The 22914-nt window shown below is 59.4% G+C and carries 20 protein-coding genes; 15 read left to right on the forward strand and 5 right to left on the reverse strand.

Features of this window, described 5'->3' with window-relative positions; translation table 11 throughout:
* Nucleotides 1-34: 34 nt before the first annotated feature.
* Nucleotides 35-1813 carry an ABC transporter transmembrane domain-containing protein gene (locus AC07VR_RS04600; protein ID WP_495010574.1) on the reverse strand — a complete coding sequence of 593 codons (1779 nt, stop codon included), beginning with the start codon at nucleotides 1811-1813 and terminating at the stop codon, nucleotides 35-37.
* Between the two features lie 268 nt (nucleotides 1814-2081).
* On the opposite strand from AC07VR_RS04600, the gene AC07VR_RS04605 reads away from it, so the two are divergent.
* Nucleotides 2082-2261: a PA1571 family protein gene (locus AC07VR_RS04605; protein ID WP_494992315.1), complete on the forward strand. Its 180-nt coding sequence runs from the start codon at nucleotides 2082-2084 to the stop codon at nucleotides 2259-2261.
* Between the two features lie 159 nt (nucleotides 2262-2420).
* On the opposite strand, the gene pdxB is transcribed toward AC07VR_RS04605, so the two are convergent.
* Nucleotides 2421-3563: a 4-phosphoerythronate dehydrogenase PdxB gene (pdxB, locus tag AC07VR_RS04610; RefSeq protein WP_495010575.1), complete on the reverse strand. Its 1143-nt coding sequence runs from the start codon at nucleotides 3561-3563 to the stop codon at nucleotides 2421-2423.
* A 214-nt stretch (nucleotides 3564-3777) separates the two neighbouring features.
* Between pdxB and AC07VR_RS04615 the strand changes: the two genes are divergently transcribed.
* Nucleotides 3778-5187: an MATE family efflux transporter gene (locus AC07VR_RS04615; protein WP_495010576.1), complete on the forward strand. Its 1410-nt coding sequence runs from the start codon at nucleotides 3778-3780 to the stop codon at nucleotides 5185-5187.
* Here AC07VR_RS04615 and tusA read toward each other — a convergent pair.
* Both tusA and rlmM read right to left on the reverse strand, forming a co-directional pair.
* The gene (tusA, locus tag AC07VR_RS04620; RefSeq protein ID WP_419118550.1) at nucleotides 5184-5423 is read right to left on the reverse strand and encodes a sulfurtransferase TusA; all 240 of its coding nucleotides are present in this window, start codon (nucleotides 5421-5423) and stop codon (nucleotides 5184-5186) included. The genes AC07VR_RS04615 and tusA overlap by 4 nt on opposite strands.
* 212 nt (nucleotides 5424-5635) lie before the next feature.
* A complete protein-coding gene (rlmM, locus tag AC07VR_RS04625; protein ID WP_494992318.1) occupies nucleotides 5636-6709 on the reverse strand; it encodes a 23S rRNA (cytidine(2498)-2'-O)-methyltransferase RlmM in 1074 nt (357 codons plus the stop codon).
* Nucleotides 6710-6927: 218 nt separating this feature from the next.
* Between rlmM and acnA the strand changes: the two genes are divergently transcribed.
* The 3 genes from acnA (at nucleotide 6928) to AC07VR_RS04640 (ending at nucleotide 12430) form a co-directional block, all read left to right on the forward strand.
* Nucleotides 6928-9669 (forward strand): aconitate hydratase AcnA, encoded by a 2742-nt coding sequence (acnA, locus tag AC07VR_RS04630; RefSeq protein WP_495010577.1) that lies wholly within the window; start codon nucleotides 6928-6930, stop codon nucleotides 9667-9669.
* A gap of 169 nt (nucleotides 9670-9838) precedes the next feature.
* The gene (locus AC07VR_RS04635) at nucleotides 9839-10630 is read left to right on the forward strand and encodes a CPBP family intramembrane glutamic endopeptidase (protein WP_494992320.1); all 792 of its coding nucleotides are present in this window, start codon (nucleotides 9839-9841) and stop codon (nucleotides 10628-10630) included.
* Between the two features lie 234 nt (nucleotides 10631-10864).
* Nucleotides 10865-12430 (forward strand): methyl-accepting chemotaxis protein, encoded by a 1566-nt coding sequence (locus AC07VR_RS04640; protein ID WP_495010578.1) that lies wholly within the window; start codon nucleotides 10865-10867, stop codon nucleotides 12428-12430.
* A gap of 130 nt (nucleotides 12431-12560) precedes the next feature.
* Here the strand turns inward: AC07VR_RS04640 and AC07VR_RS04645 are convergent, their stop codons facing one another.
* Nucleotides 12561-13250 carry an alpha/beta family hydrolase gene (locus tag AC07VR_RS04645; protein WP_494992322.1) on the reverse strand — a complete coding sequence of 230 codons (690 nt, stop codon included), beginning with the start codon at nucleotides 13248-13250 and terminating at the stop codon, nucleotides 12561-12563.
* 100 nt (nucleotides 13251-13350) lie between these two features.
* Between AC07VR_RS04645 and ccoN (AC07VR_RS04650) the strand changes: the two genes are divergently transcribed.
* From ccoN (AC07VR_RS04650) to AC07VR_RS04695, 10 genes are all read left to right on the forward strand, one after another.
* On the forward strand, nucleotides 13351-14775 hold the full coding sequence (gene ccoN / locus AC07VR_RS04650; protein WP_494992323.1) for a cytochrome-c oxidase, cbb3-type subunit I: 1425 nt from the start codon (nucleotides 13351-13353) through the stop codon (nucleotides 14773-14775).
* A 10-nt stretch (nucleotides 14776-14785) separates the two neighbouring features.
* The gene (ccoO, locus tag AC07VR_RS04655; protein WP_494992324.1) at nucleotides 14786-15394 is read left to right on the forward strand and encodes a cytochrome-c oxidase, cbb3-type subunit II; all 609 of its coding nucleotides are present in this window, start codon (nucleotides 14786-14788) and stop codon (nucleotides 15392-15394) included.
* Between the two features lie 3 nt (nucleotides 15395-15397).
* Nucleotides 15398-15628: a cbb3-type cytochrome oxidase subunit 3 gene (locus AC07VR_RS04660; RefSeq protein WP_494992325.1), complete on the forward strand. Its 231-nt coding sequence runs from the start codon at nucleotides 15398-15400 to the stop codon at nucleotides 15626-15628.
* The gene (gene ccoP, locus AC07VR_RS04665) at nucleotides 15625-16575 is read left to right on the forward strand and encodes a cytochrome-c oxidase, cbb3-type subunit III (RefSeq protein ID WP_495010579.1); all 951 of its coding nucleotides are present in this window, start codon (nucleotides 15625-15627) and stop codon (nucleotides 16573-16575) included. Before AC07VR_RS04660 ends, ccoP (AC07VR_RS04665) begins: the two co-directional genes overlap by 4 nt.
* 484 nt (nucleotides 16576-17059) lie before the next feature.
* On the forward strand, nucleotides 17060-18502 hold the full coding sequence (gene ccoN / locus AC07VR_RS04670) for a cytochrome-c oxidase, cbb3-type subunit I (protein ID WP_494992327.1): 1443 nt from the start codon (nucleotides 17060-17062) through the stop codon (nucleotides 18500-18502).
* Entirely contained in the window at nucleotides 18502-19110 is a 609-nt protein-coding gene (ccoO, locus tag AC07VR_RS04675; protein ID WP_494992328.1) for a cytochrome-c oxidase, cbb3-type subunit II, read from the forward strand. The genes ccoN (AC07VR_RS04670) and ccoO (AC07VR_RS04675) overlap by 1 nt, the downstream gene beginning before the upstream one ends.
* 5 nt (nucleotides 19111-19115) lie before the next feature.
* Nucleotides 19116-19301 (forward strand): CcoQ/FixQ family Cbb3-type cytochrome c oxidase assembly chaperone, encoded by a 186-nt coding sequence (locus AC07VR_RS04680; protein WP_003175465.1) that lies wholly within the window; start codon nucleotides 19116-19118, stop codon nucleotides 19299-19301.
* Nucleotides 19298-20275, forward strand: coding sequence for a cytochrome-c oxidase, cbb3-type subunit III (gene ccoP, locus AC07VR_RS04685; RefSeq protein ID WP_495010580.1), 978 nt, complete (start codon nucleotides 19298-19300; stop codon nucleotides 20273-20275). Before AC07VR_RS04680 ends, ccoP (AC07VR_RS04685) begins: the two co-directional genes overlap by 4 nt.
* 541 nt (nucleotides 20276-20816) lie before the next feature.
* Nucleotides 20817-22232 (forward strand): cytochrome c oxidase accessory protein CcoG, encoded by a 1416-nt coding sequence (gene ccoG / locus AC07VR_RS04690; RefSeq protein WP_495010581.1) that lies wholly within the window; start codon nucleotides 20817-20819, stop codon nucleotides 22230-22232.
* 11 nt (nucleotides 22233-22243) lie between these two features.
* Complete coding sequence (locus AC07VR_RS04695) at nucleotides 22244-22783, forward strand: FixH family protein (RefSeq protein WP_494992331.1); 540 nt, start codon at nucleotides 22244-22246, stop codon at nucleotides 22781-22783.
* Nucleotides 22784-22914 lie beyond the last annotated feature (131 nt).

Here is a 22914-nt window from a genome sequence, read left to right on the forward strand (position 1 = left end):
TGATCGTTCCCACGCTCTGCGCGGGAACGATCATTCACGGTCGGACATCGAGTTCAGGCTTGCCATCATTAAACTGCAACGCCGCCAACTGTGCATACAGCGTATTGCTGGCGATCAGCTCCTGATGGGTGCCGATCGCTACCAGTTTTCCTTGATCCATCACCGCAATACGATCAGCGTTTTTGACCGTGGCCAGGCGATGGGCGATGACCAGGGTGGTGCGGTTTTTCATCAGGCTTGGCAGGGCCTGCTGGATCAAGTGTTCGCTTTGGGCGTCGAGGGCACTGGTGGCTTCGTCCAGCAACAGGATCGGCGCGTCCACCAGCAGCGCCCGGGCGATTGCCAGGCGCTGGCGCTGTCCGCCGGAGAGACCCAGGCCACTGTCGCCGAGGTGGGTCTGGTAGCCGTGGGGCATTTTCTCGATGAATTCATGAGCGTAGGCAATTTTTGCCGCTTCTTGCACCTGGGCCAGGGTCGCCGATGGATTTCCGTAGCGGATGTTCTCTTCGATGCTGCCAAAAAACAACGCGGGGCTTTGCGAAACCAGCGCAAAACAGCGGCGCAGGTCCATGGGGTCGAGCCGGGTCAGTGGGTGCCCATCAAGCAGGATGCGGCCCTGCGTCGGGTCGTAGAAACGCAGCAGCAGATCGTAAACGGTTGATTTGCCAGCACCCGAAGGCCCGACCAGCGCCAGGGTTTCGCCGGCCTGGATGGTCAGATTGAGTCCGTCGATGGCATAGCTTTCCGGGCGCGACGGATAGGAGAAACGCAGGTCCTGCAAAACCAGATTACCTTCGACACGCTCCGGCAATTGGACCCGCCCGGTGACCGGCGCCTGGATGATGTTTTCCGAACGCAACAATTCAGCAATCCGCTCGGCCGCACCCGCCGCCCGCTGCAACTCGCCGATCACTTCGCTCAAGGTGCCAAAGGCACCGCCGACGATCAGGCTGTAAAAGACAAAGGCCGCCAGTTCACCACTGGAAATGCGCCCGGCGATCACGTCCATGCCACCGACCCAGAGCATCACCCCAACAGCACCGAGCACCAGCATGATCACCAGGGTGATCAACCAGGCCCGCTGCATGATGCGTTTACGCGCAGTGTCGAACGCCTCTTCAACGGTCACCGCGAAGCGTTGCTCATCCTGCACCTGATGGTTGTAGGCCTGCACGGTTTTGATCTGTCCAAGGGTTTCGGACACGTAACTGCCGACATCGGCGATACGGTCCTGGCTCAAACGCGACAGGCTGCGCACCCGGCGGCCGAAGATCAGGATCGGCGCCAACACCAGCGGCAAGGCAACCACTACGATACTGGTGAGTTTGGGATTGGTGATGAACAGCAGCACGATGCCGCCGATGACCATCAAGGCATTACGCAGGAACAGCGACAGCGACGAGCCGATCACCGATTGCAGCAGCGTGGTGTCGGCGGTCAACCGCGACTGGATTTCCGAGCTGCGGTTGTCCTCATAGAAGCCCGGGTGCAGGTAGATCAAATGGTTGAACACCTGCCGGCGAATATCCGCCACGCAACGCTCGCCAATCCAGGACACCAGATAGAAACGCACGAAGGTGCCCACCGCCAACCCCATCACCAGCATCAGAAACAAACCGATGGACTGGTTGAGCAGGTGCGGCGACCGGGTCATGAAGCCTTGATCCACCAGCAGGCGAATGCCCTGCCCCATGGACAAGGTGATGCCGGCGGTAACGATCAGGGCGAGCAAAGCGCCAAACGCCGGCCAGCGGTACGGCGCAATGAAATGAGTGGCCAGGCGGATCGCGCGGCGGTGACGGGAAGAGAGCATGAAGATCATCCAATAGCACAACCAGAAAGGATAAACGCCACCAAGCCTACACCGACCAATCCGCCGGTTCTCTGTAAATCACAATGAGTCAGGTTAAATATGACCTCTGACAATAGACCCTAGATGTTATTGGTCTAAAGTCTGTCTGGAAGTTCGAGGACATTTCTGATGGACTGAGGACGCCGCTTGTGAATCCTGTAGGGAGTTGTCACAGCTTGGTCACCTGGCGGTTTTAGAGTAGGCACACAACCTGATGAGGAGACAGGCCATGTCCTTGCAACATAGCAGCGATGACAAAATTCAAGTGATCCGCACCCAGCCAGGTCAATCTCTGGGTTGCTCAATTATCGACGCTAAAGGGCGCGAAGTACCGATCACTGAAGACATGATCCAGAGCGCTTGCCGCGAACTGGAGCAACGATTGGTCAAGCCTGCCAAGCAAGACTGACACATAGCCTCACGTCCTCTTGACCCGGCCTTGATGCCGGGTTTTTTCTGGGCACTTTTTGGGGCCGCTGCGCGACCCATCGCGGGCAAGCCTCGCTCCTACAACAACACCGAAATCCTGTAGGAGCCGAGCTTGCTCGCGATGGGGTCAATCCGCTTCCTAGACTGCCACCGCCCCCAGCGCCAATACGATATTGCGCAGGACATGCGACTCCCCCTTGATCCTTACCGTCAGTCCATCAATCTCCCGCCGCTCTGGATAATGCTTGCGCAAGGCATCAAACGCCGCGCGCTGCTCTTGCACGCTGCCTACCAGACTACGACGAAAATCCGCATCGTCACGGCGCGGGTCGTAAACGCCACGGCACAACATGGCCAAAGCCCAGCCCGGATCGCTGCTGGCATTCAGGCTGACTTCAGCCAACCACGGCGCGGGCAATAATTGATCGAGACGGACCTGAGGCGTCTGCCCCTGGTACTCGCAAAACGCCTGATAGACCTGCGCGGTACCGCGTTGTTTGCCGTCGAGGCTGTAGCCGGCGATATGCGGGGTGGCCAGCACGCAAAGATCAGCCAGCGCCACATCGACCTGCGGCTCGCCCTCCCAGACATCCAGCACCGCTTGCAGGTCTTCACGCTGCAGCAGCACTTCGCGCAGGGCAGCGTTGTCCACTACCGGGCCACGGCTGGCATTGATCAGCCAGGTGCCGGATTTGAGTTGGCTCAACCGTGTTTTATCGAACAAGTGCCAGGTTGGCAGGTCGCCGTTTTTGCTGAGCGGGGTGTGCAGACTGATGACATCGCACTGCTCGACAATCTGTTCCAGGCTGACGTAATCACCCCCTTCAGCGGCTTGCCGTGGTGGATCGCAAACCAGCACGTTCCAGCCCAGCCCTCGTAGCACCTTGACCAGCCGACCACCTACTTCACCGGCGCCGACCACACCATAAGTGCGTCGGGTCAGGTCAGTGCCTTCGATTTCCGCCAACGTCAGCAAACTGCCGAGAACGTAGTCAACTACGCCACGGGCATTACAACCCGGAGCGCTGGACCAGGTGATACCAGCCTGCTGAAAGTAATCAAGATCCAGGTGATCGGTACCGATGGTGCAGGTGCCGACAAAGCGTACGTTGCTGCCTTCGAGCAGCGCACGGTCGACGTTGGTCACCGAGCGCACTAACAGAACATCGGCCTGCTCGATGGCGGCGCGGTCGATGGCGCGCCCCGGCAAGCGACGGATTTCGCCGATACCGGCAAAGAAGGCATCGAGCAGCGGGATATTTTCGTCGGCAACAATCAGCATGGCAGGCTCCTTTCGCGGAGCCGCAGTGTAGGCGTAGTTGAGGGTGAGGGGCCAGTGACGCGAAGAACTCAGTTGCATGCCCTCCCGTAGCAGCTGCATTGAAGCTATGTGTTTTTCCTCACTTACAAATCCGCAACACAGGAGTTTTCCTGACCATTGTGTCAAGGCGTAGAATGCGCCGCCTTGCGCATCAAAACCTCTGGACGCTTCGCTTGTGAATTCCGTGACTGACAGCCCCGCCGCTATTTCCCTCAACCGCCCTGCCCGGGTTCGTCTTGAGCTGCGTAATCTGCTCGGCCTGGCCTTGCCGATCATGATCGCGCAGCTGGCCACTACCGCGATGGGCTTCGTCGATGCGGTGATGGCCGGTCGTGTCGGGCCGCGAGATCTGGCCGCGGTGGCGCTGGGCAACTCGATTTGGGTGCCAGTGTTCCTGCTGATGACTGGTACGCTGCTGGCGACGACGCCGAAAGTCGCGCAACGTTTCGGGGCCGGCACTCACAGCGAGATCGGCCCGATTGTACGTCAGGCGTTATGGCTGGCGTTGGTGGTCGGCTTGATGGCGACACTGATACTGTTCAATGCCGAGCCGGTTTTGCATGTAATGAAGGTCGATCCCGAATTGATCGGCCCTTGCATGGAATACCTGCGCGGCATTGCCACCGGGTTGCCAGCCGTTGCGCTCTACCATGTGCTGCGCTGCTTCAGCGATGGCATGGGCCGCACCCGCCCGAGCATGGTGCTGGGTCTGTGCGGGCTGGCGCTGAATATTCCGCTCAACTATGTGTTCATTTATGGCCACCTCGGCGTGCCGGCCATGGGCGGTGTCGGTTGCGGCTGGGCCACGGCAATCGTGATGTGGGTGATGATGCTCGGCATGGCGTGCTGGACCCGCTGGGCACCGGCGTATCAGTCGAGCCAGTTGTTCAGTCGTTTCGAGTGGCCACAATGGGCAGTGATCAAGCGCCTGCTGAGCATCGGTCTGCCAATCGGTATTGCCGTGTTCGCCGAGTCGAGCATTTTCGCGGTGATCGCCCTGTTGATCGGCAGCCTCGGCGCCACGGTAGTGGCAGGACACCAGATCGCCCTGAACTTCAGCTCGCTGGTGTTCATGATCCCCTACTCCCTCGCAATGGCTGTGACCGTGCGTGTCGGCCAGGCACTGGGGCGTGAAGAGCCCCGTGAGGCGCGCTTTGCCGCCGGTGTCGGCATGGGGACGGCGCTGGCCTATGCCTGCATCTCCGCCAGCATGATGTTGCTGCTGCGTGAGCACATCGCGGCGATCTATACCGCCGACCCGATGGTGACTCAGGTCGCGTCGATGCTGATCATCTATTCGGCGTTGTTCCAGTTCTCGGATGCGATTCAGGTGACTGCGGCCGGCGCCTTGCGCGGTTATCAGGACACTCGGGTGACGATGATCCTGACGCTGTTCGCCTACTGGGGGATTGGCTTGCCGGTGGGTTACGCCCTGGGCCTGACCGACTGGCTCGGTACTGCCAGTGGCCCGAGCGGGCTGTGGCAAGGTTTGATCGTCGGTTTGAGTTGCGCGGCACTGATGCTGTCGATCCGCCTGACACGCAGTGCACGCAAGCGGATCCGGATCAGCCGCTCGAGGGGTTAATCGAGCTTCTTGCGAATCCAGTACAGGTAGGTGCCCGCCTCTTCCCGCTGCTCTACCAGTTCGTGGTCGAGAAACACGCAGAACTTGGGGATGTCGCGACGGGTCGACGGATCGGTGGCGATCACCTTGAGCAGGCCGCCGGGCTGCAGGTCGCGGATGTGCTGATGCAGCATCATCACCGGCTCCGGGCAGTTGAGGCCGGTGGCGTCGAGGATCGCGTCGACGGGCGTATCGATGGTTTGGCTCATACTTCACTCCTGAAACTGGCCGGCATTGTCGCGCAAAGCCGGGTGTAACGTCACTCCCGAAGATCGTTCCCACGCTCTGCGCGGGAATGTAGCCCGTGACGCCGCGCGTCACAGAAGCGGACGCGGAGTGTCCATTGAGGCATTCCCGCGCGGAGCGTGGGAACGATCAAATCGCGAGCAAGCTCGGCGCCTACAAGGGCTCAGCGGGATTTCGGCTTTTTCACATCCAGACGACGCAAATGGCAGGTCACTTCTTCGCGGTCGTGATACAGCTGCTTGCAGCCAATGGCGACGCGGATGCCGCGTTCCTTGAAGCCTTCTTCGATACGTTCGAGCAAGCGCTTTACTTCGGCGTAGCGCTGTTTCATCGGCAGCTTCAGGTTTACCACCGCTTCCCGGCAATGCCCCTCGCCAATCCAGGTTTCCAGGAGCGCCGCGTTGCGCGCAGGCTTCTCGACGATATCGCAGACCATCCAGTCCACTGGTTGCTTGGGTTTGAAGGTGAAACCGTCAGCCATCAAATGTTGAACCAGCCCTGTGTCCATCAAGCTCTCAGCCATCGGACCGTTGTCGATGGCGGTCACCAGCATCCCGCGATTGACCAGTTGCCAGGTCCAGCCGCCAGGTGCGGCACCGAGATCGACACCGGTCATGTCGCTGTGCAAGCGCTCGTCCCACTGATCGCGGGGGATGAAATGGTGCCAGGCCTCTTCCAGCTTCAGCGTCGAACGGCTTGGCGCTTCGCGGGGGAACTTCAGACGTGGGATCCCCATCGGCCACATCGCTGAGTTGTTGCTTTCAGCCAGACCGAGAAACACCTCGCGACCGCTTTTAAAGGTCAGCAATAGTCGAGGTTTGCCAGCGTCTTCCACCAGTTTTCCGGCACTGGTCAGCGCCTTGCGCAACGGGCCTTCGAACTTCTTGCAGAAATTCGACAGTTCTTTACCGTCATTGGTATCGACGACTTCCAGCCATAGGCTGCCGCAGACAGGGAACCTTGCCATATGAGCAAGAATCACGCTGATACGGTCGGTTTCCGGCAAGTCGATAAACATGCCGCGGGCCCATTGCCGCACAAAGATCAGCTCGGCGAAACGCTGACCGTGCATCAGCCGCTCGGCGCCATCGTCTTCGGTGCAGACAAACTCGGCGCAGGCACTGCTGGCCTTGGCCTTGGCATAACCGGCCACATTCAGACGCGCGGCGAGTTCGGATATCTCGGAACAGACTTCGCCTTCGAAGCCGGGCCGGCAATGCATAAAGAGGGTGTTCATTCATACTCCTGGGCAGTTGGCGAACAATTCAGCCACTGCGCGATGTCCAGACCCTAAAGCAAAGCCTGTCACGAAAACCGGCGCATGATAGCCGAGTTCGGAACCCTGGACTTGTCCATAGAGTCCGGTTATTAGCCAGATTCCCCAATCAGAGCTAGGTTAAAGGCTCTGCCCGTCCCGCCAGGTCCGTAGCCGTGCGGACTAAAAGGAGTCATTCAATGCCGTCCCTCGATAGCCTGAAAGCCCTTAAAACATTAAAAGTCGACGACAAGACTTATCACTATTTCAGCCTGCCGGAAGCCGCCAAGTCTCTTGGTGATCTCGACAAACTGCCCATGTCGTTGAAAGTCCTGCTGGAAAACCTGCTGCGCTGGGAAGACGAAAAAACCGTTACCGGCGCCGACCTCAAGGCCCTCGCGGCCTGGCTCAAGGAACGCCGCTCCGACCGGGAAATTCAGTACCGTCCGGCGCGGGTGCTGATGCAAGACTTCACTGGCGTACCCGCGGTGGTCGACCTGGCTGCCATGCGCGCCGCCGTGGCCAAGGCCGGCGGCGATCCGCAACGCATCAACCCGCTGTCGCCGGTGGACCTGGTGATCGATCACTCGGTGATGGTCGACAAATTTGCCAGTGCCAGTGCGTTCAAACAGAACGTCGACATCGAAATGCAGCGCAACGGCGAACGTTATGCCTTCCTGCGTTGGGGCCAAAGCGCCTTTGACAACTTCAGCGTGGTGCCACCGGGCACCGGGATCTGCCACCAGGTCAACCTCGAATACCTCGGCCGCACGGTCTGGACCAAGGATGAAGACAGCCGTACCTATGCCTTCCCGGACACACTGGTCGGTACAGATTCCCACACCACTATGATCAATGGCCTCGGCGTACTCGGCTGGGGTGTCGGCGGTATCGAAGCGGAAGCCGCGATGCTCGGCCAACCGGTGTCGATGCTGATTCCGGAAGTGATCGGCTTCAAGCTGACCGGCAAGCTCAAGGAGGGCATCACCGCCACTGACCTGGTGCTGACCGTCACACAGATGCTGCGCAAGAAAGGCGTGGTCGGCAAATTCGTCGAGTTCTATGGCGACGGCCTCGCCGACTTACCGCTGGCGGACCGCGCAACCATTGCCAATATGGCCCCGGAATACGGCGCTACCTGCGGATTTTTCCCGGTGGATGACGTCACCCTGGACTACCTGCGTTTGTCCGGCCGGTCGACTGAAACCGTAAAACTGGTGGAGGCCTACAGCAAGGTTCAGGGCCTGTGGCGCTTGCCCGGCAAAGAACCGGTATTCACCGATAGCCTGGCGCTGGACATGGGCCGCGTCGAGGCCAGCCTGGCCGGCCCCAAGCGTCCACAGGACCGGGTCTCGCTGCCGAACGTCGGTCAGGCCTTTACCGACTTTCTCGGCCTGCAATACAAACCCACCAGCAAAGAAGAGGGTCGCCTGGAAAGCGAAGGCGGCGGTGGCGTCGCGGTGGGCAGCGCTGAACTTGCAGGCGAAGCGGATTATGACTATGAAGGCCAGACCTATCGCTTGAAAAACGGCGCCGTGGTGATTGCCGCGATCACCTCCTGCACCAACACCTCCAACCCCAGCGTCATGATGGCAGCCGGGTTGGTGGCGAAAAAAGCCGTGGAGAAAGGCCTCAAACGCAAACCCTGGGTCAAGAGTTCCCTGGCACCCGGCTCGAAAGTCGTCACCGACTACTACAACGCCGCGGGCCTGACCCAGTATCTCGATGAACTGGGTTTTTCCTTGGTCGGATACGGCTGCACGACCTGCATCGGTAACTCCGGGCCGTTGTCGGAGCCAATCGAAAAGGCCATTCAAAAGGCAGACCTGACCGTCGCCTCGGTATTGTCCGGCAACCGCAACTTCGAGGGTCGCGTGCATCCCCTGGTGAAAACCAACTGGCTGGCGTCGCCACCGCTGGTGGTGGCCTACGCCCTGGCTGGCAGCGTGCGGATCGATATCAGTAGCGAGCCGCTGGGTATCGGTACCGATGGCCAGCCGGTATACCTGCGCGACATCTGGCCCAGTGCCAAGGAAATCGCCGACGCGGTGGCCCAGGTCAGTACCAAAATGTTCCACAAGGAATACGCCGAAGTGTTTGCCGGTGACGCACAATGGCAAGCCATCGAAGTCCCGCAAGCGGCGACCTATGTCTGGCAGCAGGACTCCACCTACATCCAGCATCCGCCGTTCTTCGATGACATCGCAGGCCCGTTGCCGGTAGTCGCAGACGTCAAGGGCGCGAGGGTTCTGGCGCTGCTCGGCGACTCCGTGACCACCGACCACATCTCCCCTGCCGGTAACATCAAGACCGACAGCCCTGCCGGGAGCTACCTGCGTGAACAGGGTGTGGAGCCGCGCGACTTCAACTCCTATGGCTCACGTCGCGGCAACCATGAAGTGATGATGCGCGGCACCTTCGCCAACATCCGTATCCGCAACGAAATGCTTGGGGGCGAAGAAGGCGGCAACACGATCTACATCCCCACCGGCGAAAAACTGCCGATCTACGATGCGGCCATGCGTTATCAGGCAGCCGGCACTCCACTGGTGGTGATCGCAGGTCAGGAATACGGCACCGGCTCAAGCCGCGACTGGGCAGCCAAGGGCACCAACCTGCTGGGGGTCAAGGCGGTGATCGCTGAGAGTTTCGAGCGTATCCACCGCTCCAACCTGGTGGGCATGGGCGTACTGCCGTTGCAGTTCAAACTTGATCAGAACCGCAAGAGCCTGAAACTGACAGGCAAGGAAACCCTGGATATTCAGGGCTTGACCGGCGTCGAACTGCAACCGCGCATGAACCTCACACTGGTGATCACCCGTGAAGACGGCAGCAGCGAGAAGATCGAAGTGCTGTGCCGGATCGACACTTTGAATGAAGTTGAGTACTTCAAGTCGGGGGGGATCCTGCATTACGTGTTGCGGCAGTTGATCGCGTCGTAATTCCACCTCACCTGAAACACCGCCTTCGGGCGGTGTTTTTGTTTGGCTGATGCGAGTGTTCCTCTGTTTATAATTGCGCCCCCGATAGGTTCGGGCGCATTCGGACGATCCGGGCGACTCAGACCGCTCCAGCTTTTTAAGGTAAGACTCCCGCCTGAAAGGACTTCACATGATCGCTTTGCCATGGCTTTATCTGGCACTCCTCTGCATCGGCTACAGCCTGGCAATGTTTGCCGGACAACTGGAGGTGCAAGCACTGATCGCCGTTGCCTTGCTGCTGTTCGCAGGTTTTGCCGTGCGCCAGCAAAAGAGCCGTTATGGCCGTTATCTCGGACACGGCTTGTTCGTGGTACTGGCCCTCGCGCTGGCTCTGCATTGGCTACCGGGATTCTACAACGGTAGCGTCATTGGCCCCGAAGTCTTTACCGAAGATGCAGTGCCGTTCTCGATGTACCTCAATCTGGACAAACCGCTGATTGGCTTCTGGCTGTTGTTGGTATGCCCATGGATTGTCGGACGGCGCTCCCTGCGTCTTTCGCTGTACGCGACAGCCCTGGCCTTGACCCTGAGTGCACTGGCCGCGCTCGGTGGTGCGGTGTTGCTGGGCATCATTCATTGGGAACCGAAGTGGCCGGATCAAGGTTGGCTTTGGGTACTGAACAACCTGCTGTTGGTGACTCTGGTCGAGGAAGCCCTGTTTCGTGGCTATATTCAGGGCGGTTTGAGCCAGCGCTTCAAACAGCTGCCTTATGGCGAAACCCTTGCACTGATATGCGCGGCGCTGCTCTTTGGCCTGGTGCATCTGGGCGCCGGCTGGCAATGGGTATTGCTGGCGAGTATTGCCGGAGTCGGCTACGGCCTGGCCTACCGTTTTGGCGGACTGAGCGCGGCAATCGCCACGCACTTTGGTTTGAATCTGTTGCACTTCGGGCTGTTTACTTATCCGATGCTGGCTGGATAAGACATTACCGGACCAAACAGGTACTGAAGTACCAGATAACATGAGCTTCAGTACCATTGTCGGTCAGGAAGAACAACTTGGCCGACTCTGCGCAAAATTCTGCAACAGTCCATTCACTATCCATTTCAAGGCGCAAACCGCTCACCTGAGACGCACCACCGATTTTTGAAAAATATTTTCAATAATCCCCAGGCACTGCCGACAACCTGACAAAGCCTTGCGGATTGAAAAACCATGCGTAACAACCAACCCGTTACACAACGTGAACGTACCTTCCCGGCTCAGCAACGGTTGATTTCCACCACCGATGCCAAAGGCGTGATTACCTACTGCAACAACGCTTTCGTTGAAATAAGTGGTTTTTCTCGTGAGGAACTGATCCGTGCACCGCACAACCTGGTACGTCATCCAGACGTCCCGGCAGCGGTGTTTGCGCACATGTGGGGCACTCTGAAGCAAGGCTTGCCCTGGATGGGCATTGTCAAGAATCGCTGTAAATCCGGTGACCACTACTGGGTCAACGCCTACGTCACACCGGTTTTCGAAGGCAATCAGGTGGTCGGTTACGAGTCGGTACGGGTCAAACCCACCGCCGAACAGATCCACCGCGCCGAAGCGCTCTACCAACGTATCAACCAGGGCAAGTCGGCCATTCCTCAAAGTGATAAATGGTTGCCGGTGCTGCAAGACTGGTTGCCGTTCATTCTGGTCAGCCAGCTCAGCTTTCTGATTGGCATCTGGCTCAACTCCCATTGGGGCTTCGCCCTGGCTGCCGGGCTCTCGGTGCCGCTGGGTCTGCTCGGTTTGAGCTGGCAACAACGTGGCCTCAAGCGCTTGCTGCGCCTGGCTGAACAGACCACCTCGGACCCGCTGATCGCACAGATGTACACCGACAGTCGCGGCGCCCAGGCACGCCTGGAGATGTCCATTCTCAGCCAGGAGGCACGCCTGAAAACCTGCCTGACCCGCCTCCAGGACACCGCCGAGCACCTGAACGAGCAAGCCCGTCAATCCGACGCCCTGGCCCACAAGAGCTCCACCGGGCTGGAGCGCCAGCGGGTTGAGACTGAGCAAGTGGCCACTGCCGTCAACCAGATGGCTGCCACCACTCAGGAAGTCGCCAGCCATGTCCAGCGCACCGCCGACGCCACTCAGCAAGCCAATCGCCTGACCAGTCGCGGCCGCGACGTCGCCGGCGAAACCCGCGAAGCCATCCAGCGTCTGTCCCAGGTGGTCGGTGAAACCGGCGCCACGGTAACCCAACTGGCCAAAGACAGCGACGAAATCGGCGGCGTGGTCGATGTGATCAAAGGCATCGCCGACCAGACCAACCTGCTGGCCTTGAACGCCGCCATCGAAGCGGCCCGCGCCGGGGAAATGGGGCGTGGCTTTGCGGTGGTTGCCGATGAAGTACGGCAACTGGCGCAACGTACCAGTGAGTCCACCGGGCAGATACACAGCCTGATCGCCAAACTGCAACAGACCGCCAGCACCGCCGTACAAACCATGGACGCCGGCCATCGCCAGGCTGAAGAAGGTGTCGCGCGGGTACTCGAGGCCGACAAGGCGTTGGTGGGCATCAGCGAAGCGGTGGCCAACATCACCGACATGACCGCTCAGATTGCAGCTGCGACCGAAGAACAAAGCGCCGTGGCTGAAGAGATCAGCCGCAATATCAGCACCATCGCGCAGTTGGCTGATCAGACCTCGGAACAAGCGCAAAACTCGGCACTGCTCAGTGAAGAGTTGACCCGTACAGCGAATACCCAGTATTCGTTGGTGGAACGCTTTAACCGCTGACAGATGCACCCCTACCGATCATTCCCACGCTCTGCGTGGGAATGCATCCCGTGACGCTCTGCGTCACATCCAGAAGCGGAACGCGGAGCGTCCCTGGCGGCATTCCCACGCGGAGGGTGGGAATGATCACTTAACGGAGAAATTCGGCGACCTTTTTGGCAGCAGACTCCAAATGGTGCTCATGGGTAAAGCCCGAGGCCTTCAACGGCTTAAGGTCATGATCCCCCGCCACCAGCCACATCACCTCGATGCTCGGCGACAATACGTAACCCTCCACCGCCTGCCGATTACCCAATGCATCCCGCTCACCCTGAACGATCAAGGTCGGGGTTCTCAATTCGGCCAGATGCTCGACTCGAGGTTTTTCCGGTTTACCCACCGCATAAAACGGATACCCCAGACACACCAGCGCATCCGCCTGCAATTCATCCGCCAGCAAACTGGCCATGCGCCCGCCCATGGACTTGCCGCCGATGACCAAACGCCCAGCGACATGGCGTCGCACTTGGGTATACACCTCGCGCCAGCATTCCAGCAGTTTTGGCGCTGGATCAGGCGGGCGTCTACCGCCGTCCAGGCGTCGTTGGGCCATGTAGGGAAACTCAAAGCGCAGCACGTTGATCCCGCGCCCGGCAAGGCGTGCGGCCATGTCACTCATGAAGCTGCTGTCCATTGGCGCACCGGCACCGTGGGCCAGGATCAGCGTCAGCGGCTCAGCCGTCGCAGCGGATAGTTGCGCGGCATTCCACAGCCAGCCGTGATCCCGCAGGCACTTGCCCCATTGATCCCCGTCAATACTGGCCTTGTGCTCTTTGTCCATGCTTGCCTCGCTTTTAGTCTGCCTATAACTCCAGAAGAAGTGAGCGCGCCGTTGCCGTGCGCAGGCGCTTTCACTTCAGCTGAACCGTGGATGGGGAACCATGAACACTTCTATCAGTACCGCCTATAACTACAAGGTGGTCCGCCAATTCGCCATTATGACGGTGGTGTGGGGCATCGTCGGCATGGGACTCGGGGTTTTTCTCGCTGCCCAATTGGTCTGGCCCGAACTCAACTTCAACCTGCCGTGGACCAGTTTCGGTCGCCTGCGCCCCTTGCACACCAATGCGGTGATTTTCGCCTTCGGTGGCTGCGCGCTGTTTGCCAGTTCCTTCTATTCAGTACAACGCACCTGCCAAACGCAGCTGTTTGCACCGAAAGTCGCCGCATTCACCTTCTGGGGCTGGCAACTGGTGATCCTGCTGGCGGCCATCAGCCTGCCATTGGGTTACACCAGCTCCAAAGAGTACGCCGAGCTGGAATGGCCGATCGACATCCTGATCACCATCGTCTGGGTCGCCTACGCCTATGTGTTCTTCGGCACGCTGATCAAGCGCAAGACCAGGCACATCTATGTCGGGAACTGGTTCTTCGGTGCGTTCATCATCACCGTGGCGATTCTGCATATCGTCAACAATCTGGAAATTCCGGTCAGCCTGACCAAGTCCTACTCGCTCTACGGCGGGGCGACCGATGCCATGGTTCAGTGGTGGTACGGCCACAACGCCGTGGGCTTCTTCCTCACCGCGGGCTTTCTCGGGATGATGTATTACTTCGTGCCCAAGCAGGCCGAGCGTCCGGTCTACTCCTATCGTTTGTCGATCGTGCACTTCTGGGCACTGATCACCCTGTACATCTGGGCCGGCCCGCACCACCTGCACTACACCGCACTGCCGGACTGGGCACAGTCACTGGGCATGGTGATGTCGTTGATTCTGCTGGCGCCCAGCTGGGGCGGGATGATCAACGGCATGATGACCCTGTCGGGCGCCTGGCATAAGTTGCGCAGCGACCCGGTCCTGCGCTTCCTGGTGGTCTCCCTGGCGTTCTACGGCATGTCGACTTTCGAAGGGCCGATGATGGCGATCAAGACCGTCAACGCCCTCTCCCACTACACCGACTGGACCATCGGTCACGTTCACGCTGGCGCTCTGGGCTGGGTAGCGATGATCTCGATCGGCGCGCTGTACCACATGATCCCGAAAATCTTCGGCCGCCCGGCCATGCACAGCATCGGCCTGATCAACGCGCACTTCTGGCTCGCAACCATTGGCACCGTGCTCTACATCGCCTCGATGTGGGTCAACGGCATCGCCCAGGGCCTGATGTGGCGCGCAGTCAATGAAGACGGCACGCTGACCTACTCCTTCGTCGAAACCCTGGTAGCCAGCCATCCAGGCTTCGTCGTGCGGTTGGTGGGGGGCGCGATCTTCTTCAGCGGCATGTTGCTGATGGCCTACAACACCTGGCGCACCGTGCGCGCTGCCGAGCCTGCCGAAGTCGCCACCGCGGCGCAGATGGCCTGAGGAGTCCGCCATGAAACACGAAACAATCGAGAAAAACGTCGGCCTATTGCTGCTGTTGATGGTTCTGGCCGTCAGCATCGGTGGTCTGACCCAGATCGTCCCGCTGTTCTTTCAGGACGTGACCAACAAACCGGTCGAGGGCATGAAGCCCTATACCGCCTTGCAACTGGAAGGTCGCGACATTTATATCCGCGAAGGCTGCGTCGGTTGCCACTCGCAGATGATTCGTCCGTTCCGCGCCGAAACCGAGCGCTACGGCCACTACTCGGTGGCCGGGGAAAGCGTGTGGGATCACCCGTTCCTCTGGGGCTCCAAACGCACGGGGCCAGACCTGGCCCGGGTCGGCGGTCGCTACTCCGAAGACTGGCACCGCGCGCACTTGTACAACCCGCGCAACGTGGTGCCGGAATCGAAGATGCCCGCCTACCCATGGCTGGTGGCCAATCCGCTCGACAGCAGCCACACCGAAACCAAGCTGCGGGTGATGCGCACCCTTGGCGTCCCGTACACCGACGCCGACATTGCCGGCGCCACCGAGACACTCAAGGGCAAGACCGAAATGGACGCACTAGTCGCTTACCTGCAAGTGCTTGGCACTGCGATCAAGAGCAAGAGGTGAGCCATGGGTTTTGAACTCGATAGTGGAATGATCCGCGGCCTCGGCACGCTGGTGGTGATGATCGCCTTCATCGGCCTGTCGCTCTGGGTCTTCAACGCCAGGCGCAATCCAGAGTTCGCTCAGGCGCGCCTGCTGCCGTTTGCCGACGAACCGATGCCCGGTGTGCAAACGCCCGGCCTTCAACCTGATGACGCTCAATTCGAAGAGCACGCGACAAGGAGCATTCGGCCATGACCACCTTCTGGAGTACGTACATCTGCGTACTGACCATTGGCAGCCTGATTGGTCTGACCTGGCTATTGATCGGTACGCGCAAGGGCGAAACCAAAGGCAGTGTCGACCAGACCATGGGCCACAGCTTCGACGGCATCGAGGAGTACGACAACCCGTTACCGCAATGGTGGTTCATGCTCTTCGCCGGCACCCTGGTGTTTGCCGTGGGCTATTTGGTCCTCTACCCCGGCCTGGGCAACTGGAAAGGCGTGCTGCCGGGCTATGAAAATGGCTGGACCGGCGTACACGAATGGGAAAAGGAAATGGACAAGGCCAACGCCAGGTTCGGTCCGATCTTCGCTAAATTCGCCGCTATGCCCCTGGAAGACGTCGCCAAAGATCCGCAAGCATTGAAGATGGGAGGTCGCCTGTTTGCCTCCAACTGCGCGGTTTGCCACGGCTCGGATGCCAAGGGCGCGTTCGGCTTCCCCAACCTCGCCGACAACATCTGGCGCTGGGGCGGCAGCGCCGACACGATCAAAACCACCATCATGGGCGGTCGCATGGCGGCCATGCCGGCCTGGGGTGAAATCCTCGGTGAAACGGGAGTCAAGAACGTGGCGGCCTATGTCCGTCATGAGCTGGCAGGGCTGCCATTGCCTGCCGACAGCGGCGCCGATCTGCAAGCCGGACAGCAAGTATTCAGCACCACCTGTGTAGCCTGTCATGGGGCAAACGGCCAGGGCACTGAAGCCATGGGAGCGCCGAATCTGACGCAACCGGCCGGATTTATCTACGGTACAAGCCTGGCGCAACTGCAACAGACCATTCGTCATGGCCGCCAGGGCCATATGCCGGCGCAGAACGAACTGCTCGGCAACGACAAGGTGCAACTGCTGGCCGCGTATGTTTTCAGCCTGTCGCGCAGTACTGATGAACAGGGGCGTACTGAAAGCAAAAGCGAATAACCGGTGACTGCTTCGCTGCCGCATCCGCTCAGGATGCGGTAGTTCCCTGCCTCTACGCGACCAAGTGTCGCACCCCCCAAATGGTCCGCCTTTCCACTCTCAGGATTCGGGTCTAAGCTTGCCCGTCAGTGGACTGGCACATGTCGGTCACAGGCCAGCTGTAACCGATGGGTTCGACGATTCTGCTCGATGACAGGCCGCAAAGGCTGGTTTATACCGGCTGTCGTGCAAATTACCGCCTGTCACCTGATCTTCTCGTTTCAACACACCTCGTTACAACTAACCTGCACCCCTCGCCTTTTTCATCCACTGCGACATTTTTTCCAAGGGCATTTTTGTCCTTACGCGGCGCATGGAAAGGCCGCAGAATCAGCGTCGGGAAGCATTGACCCAGGTCATGGCGCGTTGCAATGACACCCTGCTTTCTCCATACTTGCGACCGATTTTTACTCCTAATAAAACACCCAAACCGTGGAACCTTAGAATGAGCACAGCAATCAGTCCGACTGCTTATAACTATAAGGTAGTCCGCCAGTTCGCCATCATGACGGTGGTCTGGGGGATCCTTGGCATGGGGCTCGGTGTCTTCATCGCCTCACAGCTCGTATGGCCAGAACTTAACTTTGGCCTGCCGTGGACGACTTTCGGACGCCTACGCCCGTTGCACACCAACCTGGTGATTTTCGCCTTCGGTGGTTGTGCACTGTTTGCCACTTCTTATTACGTCGTGCAGCGAACCTGCCAAACGCGACTGATTTCCGACAGCATGGCCGCCTTCCACTTCTGGGGATGGCAGGCGGTAATCGTCGGCGCGATCGTTACCTTGCCGCTGGGTTACACCACCACCAAGGAATACGCGGAACTGGAATGGCCTCTGGCTATCCTGCTGGCTATCGTCTGGGTCACCTACGCTGTGGTGTTCTTCGGAACCATCGTCAAGCGCAAGACCAAGCACATCTATGTCGGTAACTGGTTCTACGGTGCCTTCATTGTCGTGACGGCCATGCTGCACATCGTCAACCACGCCTCCCTGCCGGTCAGCCTCTTCAAGTCCTACTCGGCCTATGCCGGTGCGACTGACGCGATGATCCAGTGGTGGTACGGCCACAACGCCGTGGGCTTCTTCCTGACCACGGGCTTTCTGGGGATGATGTACTACTTCGTACCCAAGCAGGCCGAGCGTCCGATCTACTCCTATCGCCTGTCGATCGTGCACTTCTGGGCACTGATCACCCTGTACATCTGGGCCGGTCCGCACCACTTGCACTACACCGCTCTGCCGGATTGGGCACAGTCCCTGGGCATGGCGATGTCGATCATCCTGCTGGCGCCAAGCTGGGGCGGCATGATCAACGGCATGATGACCCTGTCGGGCGCCTGGCATAAGCTGCGTACCGACCCGATCCTGCGTTTCCTGGTCGTCTCCCTGGCGTTCTACGGCATGTCGACCTTCGAAGGCCCGATGATGGCCATCAAGACCGTCAACTCGCTGTCCCACTACACTGACTGGACCATCGGCCACGTACACGCCGGTGCTTTGGGCTGGGTTGCGATGATCTCGATCGGCGCCATCTACCACATGATTCCGAAACTGTTCGGTCGTGCACAGATGCACAGCGTCGGCCTGATCAACACCCACTTCTGGCTCGCAACCATTGGCACCGTGCTCTACATCGCTTCGATGTGGGTCAACGGCATCACCCAGGGTCTGATGTGGCGTGCAATCAACGATGACGGCACCCTCACCTACTCCTTCGTCGAAGCGCTGCAAGCCAGCCACCCTGGTTACATCGTTCGTGCCCTGGGCGGTGCGTTCTTTGCCAGCGGCATGCTGTTCATGGCGTACAACGTGTTCCGTACCGTACGCGCCTCGAACCCGGCTGAAGCTGAAGCCGCCGCTCAGATCGCTGTAGTTGGAGCTCACTGATGAATCATGATGTAGTCGAGAAGAATATCGGCCTGCTGGCCTTCTTCATGGTCATCGCCGTCAGCATCGGCGGCCTGACCCAAATCGTTCCGTTGTTTTTCCAGGACGTGACCAACAAGCCGGTTGAAGGCATGAAGCCGCGTCCGGCGCTGGAACTTGAAGGCCGTGACATTTTCATCGCCAACGGTTGTGTCGGCTGCCACTCGCAGATGATCCGCCCCTTCCGCGCTGAAACCGAACGCTATGGCCACTACTCGGTTGCCGGTGAAAGCGTCTGGGATCACCCGTTCCTGTGGGGTTCCAAGCGTACCGGTCCGGACCTGGCCCGGGTCGGCGGTCGTTACTCCGATGACTGGCAGCGTGCGCACTTGTACAACCCGCGCAACGTAGTGCCTGAGTCGAAAATGCCGGCTTACCCGTTCCTCGTGGAAAACAAGCTCGACGGCAAAGACACCGCGAAAAAAATGGAAGTCTTGCGCACGCTCGGCGTCCCTTACACCGACGAAGACATCGCCGGCGCCAAGGATGCGGTGAAGGGCAAAACCGAAATGGACGCGCTGGTGGCCTATCTGCAAGGCCTGGGCACCATCATCAAAAGCAAACGGTGATTTAGATGGATATCGGGATGATTCGTGGCCTGGGCACCGTTGTCGTGATGGTGGCCTTTATCGGTCTGGCGCTGTGGGTGTTCAGCCCCAAACGCAAGTCGGAGTTTGAAGACGCGACCTTGCTGCCTTTCGCGGATGATCCCGAAGCCATCAAGCACGTCGAGCAAGCTTCTAGGAGTAACAAAGAATGACTACGTTCTGGAGTCTGTACGTCACAGTCCTCAGTCTGGGTACCATCTTCGCCCTGACCTGGCTGCTGCTGTCCACCCGTAAGGGCCAGCGCAGCGAAGCCACCGAAGAGACTGTTGGCCACTCCTTCGACGGGATCGAGGAGTACGACAACCCGCTGCCGAAATGGTGGTTCATGCTGTTCGTCGGTACCATCATTTTCGCCCTGGGCTACCTGGCGCTGTACCCGGGCCTGGGTAACTGGAAAGGCCTGTTGCCAGGCTACAGCTACCTCGACAACGACAAGCAGACCGCATTCGCCAATGGTCAGTCCGGCTGGACTGGCGTGCACGAATGGGAAAAGGAAATGGCCAGATCGGACGCCAGGTTCGGTCCGATCTTCGCCAGGTACGCTGCCATGCCGATCGAAGAAGTCGCTAAAGACCCACAAGCCTTGAAGATGGGTGGCCGCCTGTTCGCCTCCAACTGCTCGGTCTGCCACGGCTCCGACGCCAAGGGTGCTTATGGCTTCCCTAACCTGACCGACGAAGACTGGCGTTGGGGCGGCGAGCCACAAACCATCAAGACCACCATCATGGGTGGCCGCCACGCGATGATGCCAGCATGGGGCGAAGTGATTGGCGAGCAAGGCGTCAGCGACGTTGCTGCTTACGTGCTGACCAACCTCGATGGCCGCAAACTGCCAGAAGGTACCAAGGCTGATCCGGTCGCTGGCCAGAAGCTCTTCGCCACCAACTGCGTGGCTTGCCATGGTCCGGAAGGTAAAGGCACCCCAGCGATGGGCGCACCTAACCTGACTCACCCGGCGGCGTTCATCTACGGCTCGAGCTTCGCTCAACTGCAGCAGACCATCCGCTACGGCCGTCAGGGCCAGATGCCTGCCCAGGAGCAACTGCAAGGTAACGACAAGGTTCACCTGCTGGCCGCTTACGTTTACAGCCTGTCCCACGGTGACAAGGCGGCTGACGCCAAGTAAGTCAAACGCTTGATCGCAACAACAAGCGGCCCCGCCAGTGAAGATTGGCGGGGCCGTTTTGTTTGGGGGCCGATGGTGGCACTCGTTGGCGATCAGAACTTGCAAGGCTGCGTTCGGCCCGTAGCAGCTGCCGAGCCCGCGAGGCTGCGTTCGGCTGCGCAGCAGCCGTAGAGTCCCCCCCTCAATCAACCTGACGCACCGCGGTACCTGGCTTTACGACTGCTGCGCAGTCGAACGTAGCCTCGCACCACTCGTCAACTGCTACGGGCAGAATGCAGCCTCGCGGGCTCGGCAGTTGCTACGAAGGATCGGGACCTCCAGACAGGCCAAAGCGACGCAACGCGTACGCTAACTTTCGGCCATAATTCATAAGTCAATTGATTCAAGTCACTACACCATCAATTGGTTTTACCCAACGCGACCAAGGGTCGCACCCTTGATCTAGAGCTACAGGCGTATCATTGCGCCACTGCAACACACTTTCTGACCGCGGTCGGCATGTACTGACCGAGGCATTTTTCCACTGCCGTGGGATGCAACGATGAGCAACCAGATTCCGGTACACGACGTTACCCCGCCTGCCAAAAATCCGAATAACAGCGTCGATCTCTATGCCTCTCGGGAAAAAATCTACACGCGCGCCTTCACCGGCTTGTTCCGCAACCTGCGGATGGCGGGCGGTGCCGCACTGTTTGTGCTGTATTTCGGTACGGTCTGGCTGAACTGGGGCGCTCATCAGGCCGTCTGGTGGAACCTGCCGGAGCGCAAATTCTTTATCTTCGGCGCGACCTTCTGGCCTCAGGATTTCATTCTGCTCTCTGGCCTGCTGATTATCAGCGCCTTTGGCCTGTTCTTCATCACGGTGTATGCCGGGCGCGTCTGGTGCGGTTATACCTGCCCGCAAAGCGTCTGGACCTGGATCTTCATGTGGTGCGAAAAGGTCACCGAAGGCGACCGCAACCAGCGCATCAAGCTCGACAAGGCGCCGATGAGCGCCAACAAGTTCCTGCGCAAGTTCAGCAAACACAGCCTCTGGCTACTGATCGGCTTTGTCACCGGCATGACCTTTGTCGGTTACTTCTCGCCGATTCGTGAATTGACCATCGACTTCTTCACCGGCCAGGCCGATGGCTGGTCGTATTTCTGGGTCGGTTTCTTTACCCTCGCCACTTACGGCAACGCCGGCTGGCTGCGCGAGCAGGTGTGCATCTACATGTGCCCGTATGCGCGCTTCCAGAGCGTGATGTTCGACAAGGACACGCTGATCGTTTCCTACGATCCGCGTCTCGGTGAAGGTCGCGGCCCGCGCAAGAAAGACGCCGACTACAAGGCAATGGGGCTGGGCACCTGCATCGACTGCACCATGTGCGTTCAGGTCTGCCCGACCGGCATCGATATTCGCGACGGCCTGCAGATCGAATGCATTGGCTGCGCCGCGTGTATCGACGCCTGCGACACCATCATGGACAAGATGAACTACCCTCGCGGGCTGATCAGCTACACCACCGAACACAACCTTTCCGGGCAAAAAACCCATAAACTGCGCCCGCGCCTGATCGGCTATGCACTGGTATTGCTGACGATGATCGGCCTGCTGGTGACGGCGTTCTTCATGCGTTCGCTGGTCGGTTTCGACGTCAGCAAGGACCGCGTGCTCTATCGCGAGAACGCCGAGGGGCGGATCGAAAACGTCTACAGCCTGAAAATCATGAACAAGGACCAGCGCGACCACACTTACCTGCTTGAAGCCTCTGGCCTGCCGGATCTCAAGCTGCAAGGCAAGCGTGAGATCAAGGTCAGCGCCGGCGAGATTTTCAGCATGCCGGTCGAGTTATCGAGCGCGCCGGAACAACTGCCGTCGAGTACCAACGAGGTGAAATTCACTCTCAAGGATGCCGATGACGCAGATGTCCATGTTGAAGCCAAGAGCCGATTCATCGGCCCACAAATTCGTTGAGAGAAGTCACCATGCCCGCAGCAACTGCCACAAGCCCTTGGTACAAGCACCTTTGGCCGTGGATCATCATCGGTATTCTGGCCTGTTCGGTCACCCTGACCCTGTCCATGGTGACCATCGCGGTGAACAACCCGGACAACCTGGTCAACGACAACTATTACGAGGCCGGTAAAGGCATCAACCGCTCGCTGGACCGTGAGCTGCTGGCTCAGGCCCTGCTGCTGCGCGCCAGCGTGCATCTGGATGAGGTGACCGGCGAAGTCGACCTGCGCCTGAGCGGCAACAGCCAGCCAAAAACCCTGGAGCTGAACCTGATCTCGCCAACCCAGCCAGAGAAGGATCGCAGGATCACCCTGACTCGCAGCGAAACCGAACAGGGCCGCTATATCGGCCAGTTGAGCGACAAGGTCGAAGGCCGGCGCTTCGTCGAACTGCTCGGTGTGCAGGACGACAAAACCTGGCGCATGTTCGAGGAAGAACAAGTCAACCACGACAAAGACCTGCTGCTCGGTGATGAACCGCTGCAGGGTGCCGAAGACCTGAAGAAGTAAGCCTTACCCTGATCGTTCCCATGCTCTGCGTGGGAACGCAGCCAGGGACGCTCCGCGTCCCAGCCGAAGCGGACGCGGAGCGTCCGGGGAGGCATTCCCACGCAGAGCGTGGGAACGATCATCGGACAACG

The organism is Pseudomonas sp. GW821-FHT02H09 (assembly GCF_059421425.1).

Bases quoted from the DNA above. Each gene is read 5' to 3' on its own strand.
- AC07VR_RS04600 (WP_495010574.1), bottom strand. From the start codon at position 1,813: ATGCTCTCTTCCCGTCACCGCCGCGCGATCCGCCTGGCCACTCATTTC.
- AC07VR_RS04605 (WP_494992315.1), top strand. From the start codon at position 2,082: ATGTCCTTGCAACATAGCAGCGATGACAAAATTCAAGTGATCCGCACC.
- pdxB (WP_495010575.1), bottom strand. From the start codon at position 3,563: ATGCTGATTGTTGCCGACGAAAATATCCCGCTGCTCGATGCCTTCTTT.
- rlmM (WP_494992318.1), bottom strand. From the start codon at position 6,709: ATGAACACCCTCTTTATGCATTGCCGGCCCGGCTTCGAAGGCGAAGTC.
- acnA (WP_495010577.1), top strand. From the start codon at position 6,928: ATGCCGTCCCTCGATAGCCTGAAAGCCCTTAAAACATTAAAAGTCGAC.
- AC07VR_RS04635 (WP_494992320.1), top strand. From the start codon at position 9,839: ATGATCGCTTTGCCATGGCTTTATCTGGCACTCCTCTGCATCGGCTAC.
- AC07VR_RS04640 (WP_495010578.1), top strand. From the start codon at position 10,865: ATGCGTAACAACCAACCCGTTACACAACGTGAACGTACCTTCCCGGCT.
- AC07VR_RS04645 (WP_494992322.1), bottom strand. From the start codon at position 13,250: ATGGACAAAGAGCACAAGGCCAGTATTGACGGGGATCAATGGGGCAAG.
- ccoN (WP_494992323.1), top strand. From the start codon at position 13,351: ATGAACACTTCTATCAGTACCGCCTATAACTACAAGGTGGTCCGCCAA.
- ccoO (WP_494992324.1), top strand. From the start codon at position 14,786: ATGAAACACGAAACAATCGAGAAAAACGTCGGCCTATTGCTGCTGTTG.
- AC07VR_RS04660 (WP_494992325.1), top strand. From the start codon at position 15,398: ATGGGTTTTGAACTCGATAGTGGAATGATCCGCGGCCTCGGCACGCTG.
- ccoP (WP_495010579.1), top strand. From the start codon at position 15,625: ATGACCACCTTCTGGAGTACGTACATCTGCGTACTGACCATTGGCAGC.
- ccoN (WP_494992327.1), top strand. From the start codon at position 17,060: ATGAGCACAGCAATCAGTCCGACTGCTTATAACTATAAGGTAGTCCGC.
- ccoO (WP_494992328.1), top strand. From the start codon at position 18,502: ATGAATCATGATGTAGTCGAGAAGAATATCGGCCTGCTGGCCTTCTTC.
- AC07VR_RS04680 (WP_003175465.1), top strand. From the start codon at position 19,116: ATGGATATCGGGATGATTCGTGGCCTGGGCACCGTTGTCGTGATGGTG.
- ccoP (WP_495010580.1), top strand. From the start codon at position 19,298: ATGACTACGTTCTGGAGTCTGTACGTCACAGTCCTCAGTCTGGGTACC.
- ccoG (WP_495010581.1), top strand. From the start codon at position 20,817: ATGAGCAACCAGATTCCGGTACACGACGTTACCCCGCCTGCCAAAAAT.
- AC07VR_RS04695 (WP_494992331.1), top strand. From the start codon at position 22,244: ATGCCCGCAGCAACTGCCACAAGCCCTTGGTACAAGCACCTTTGGCCG.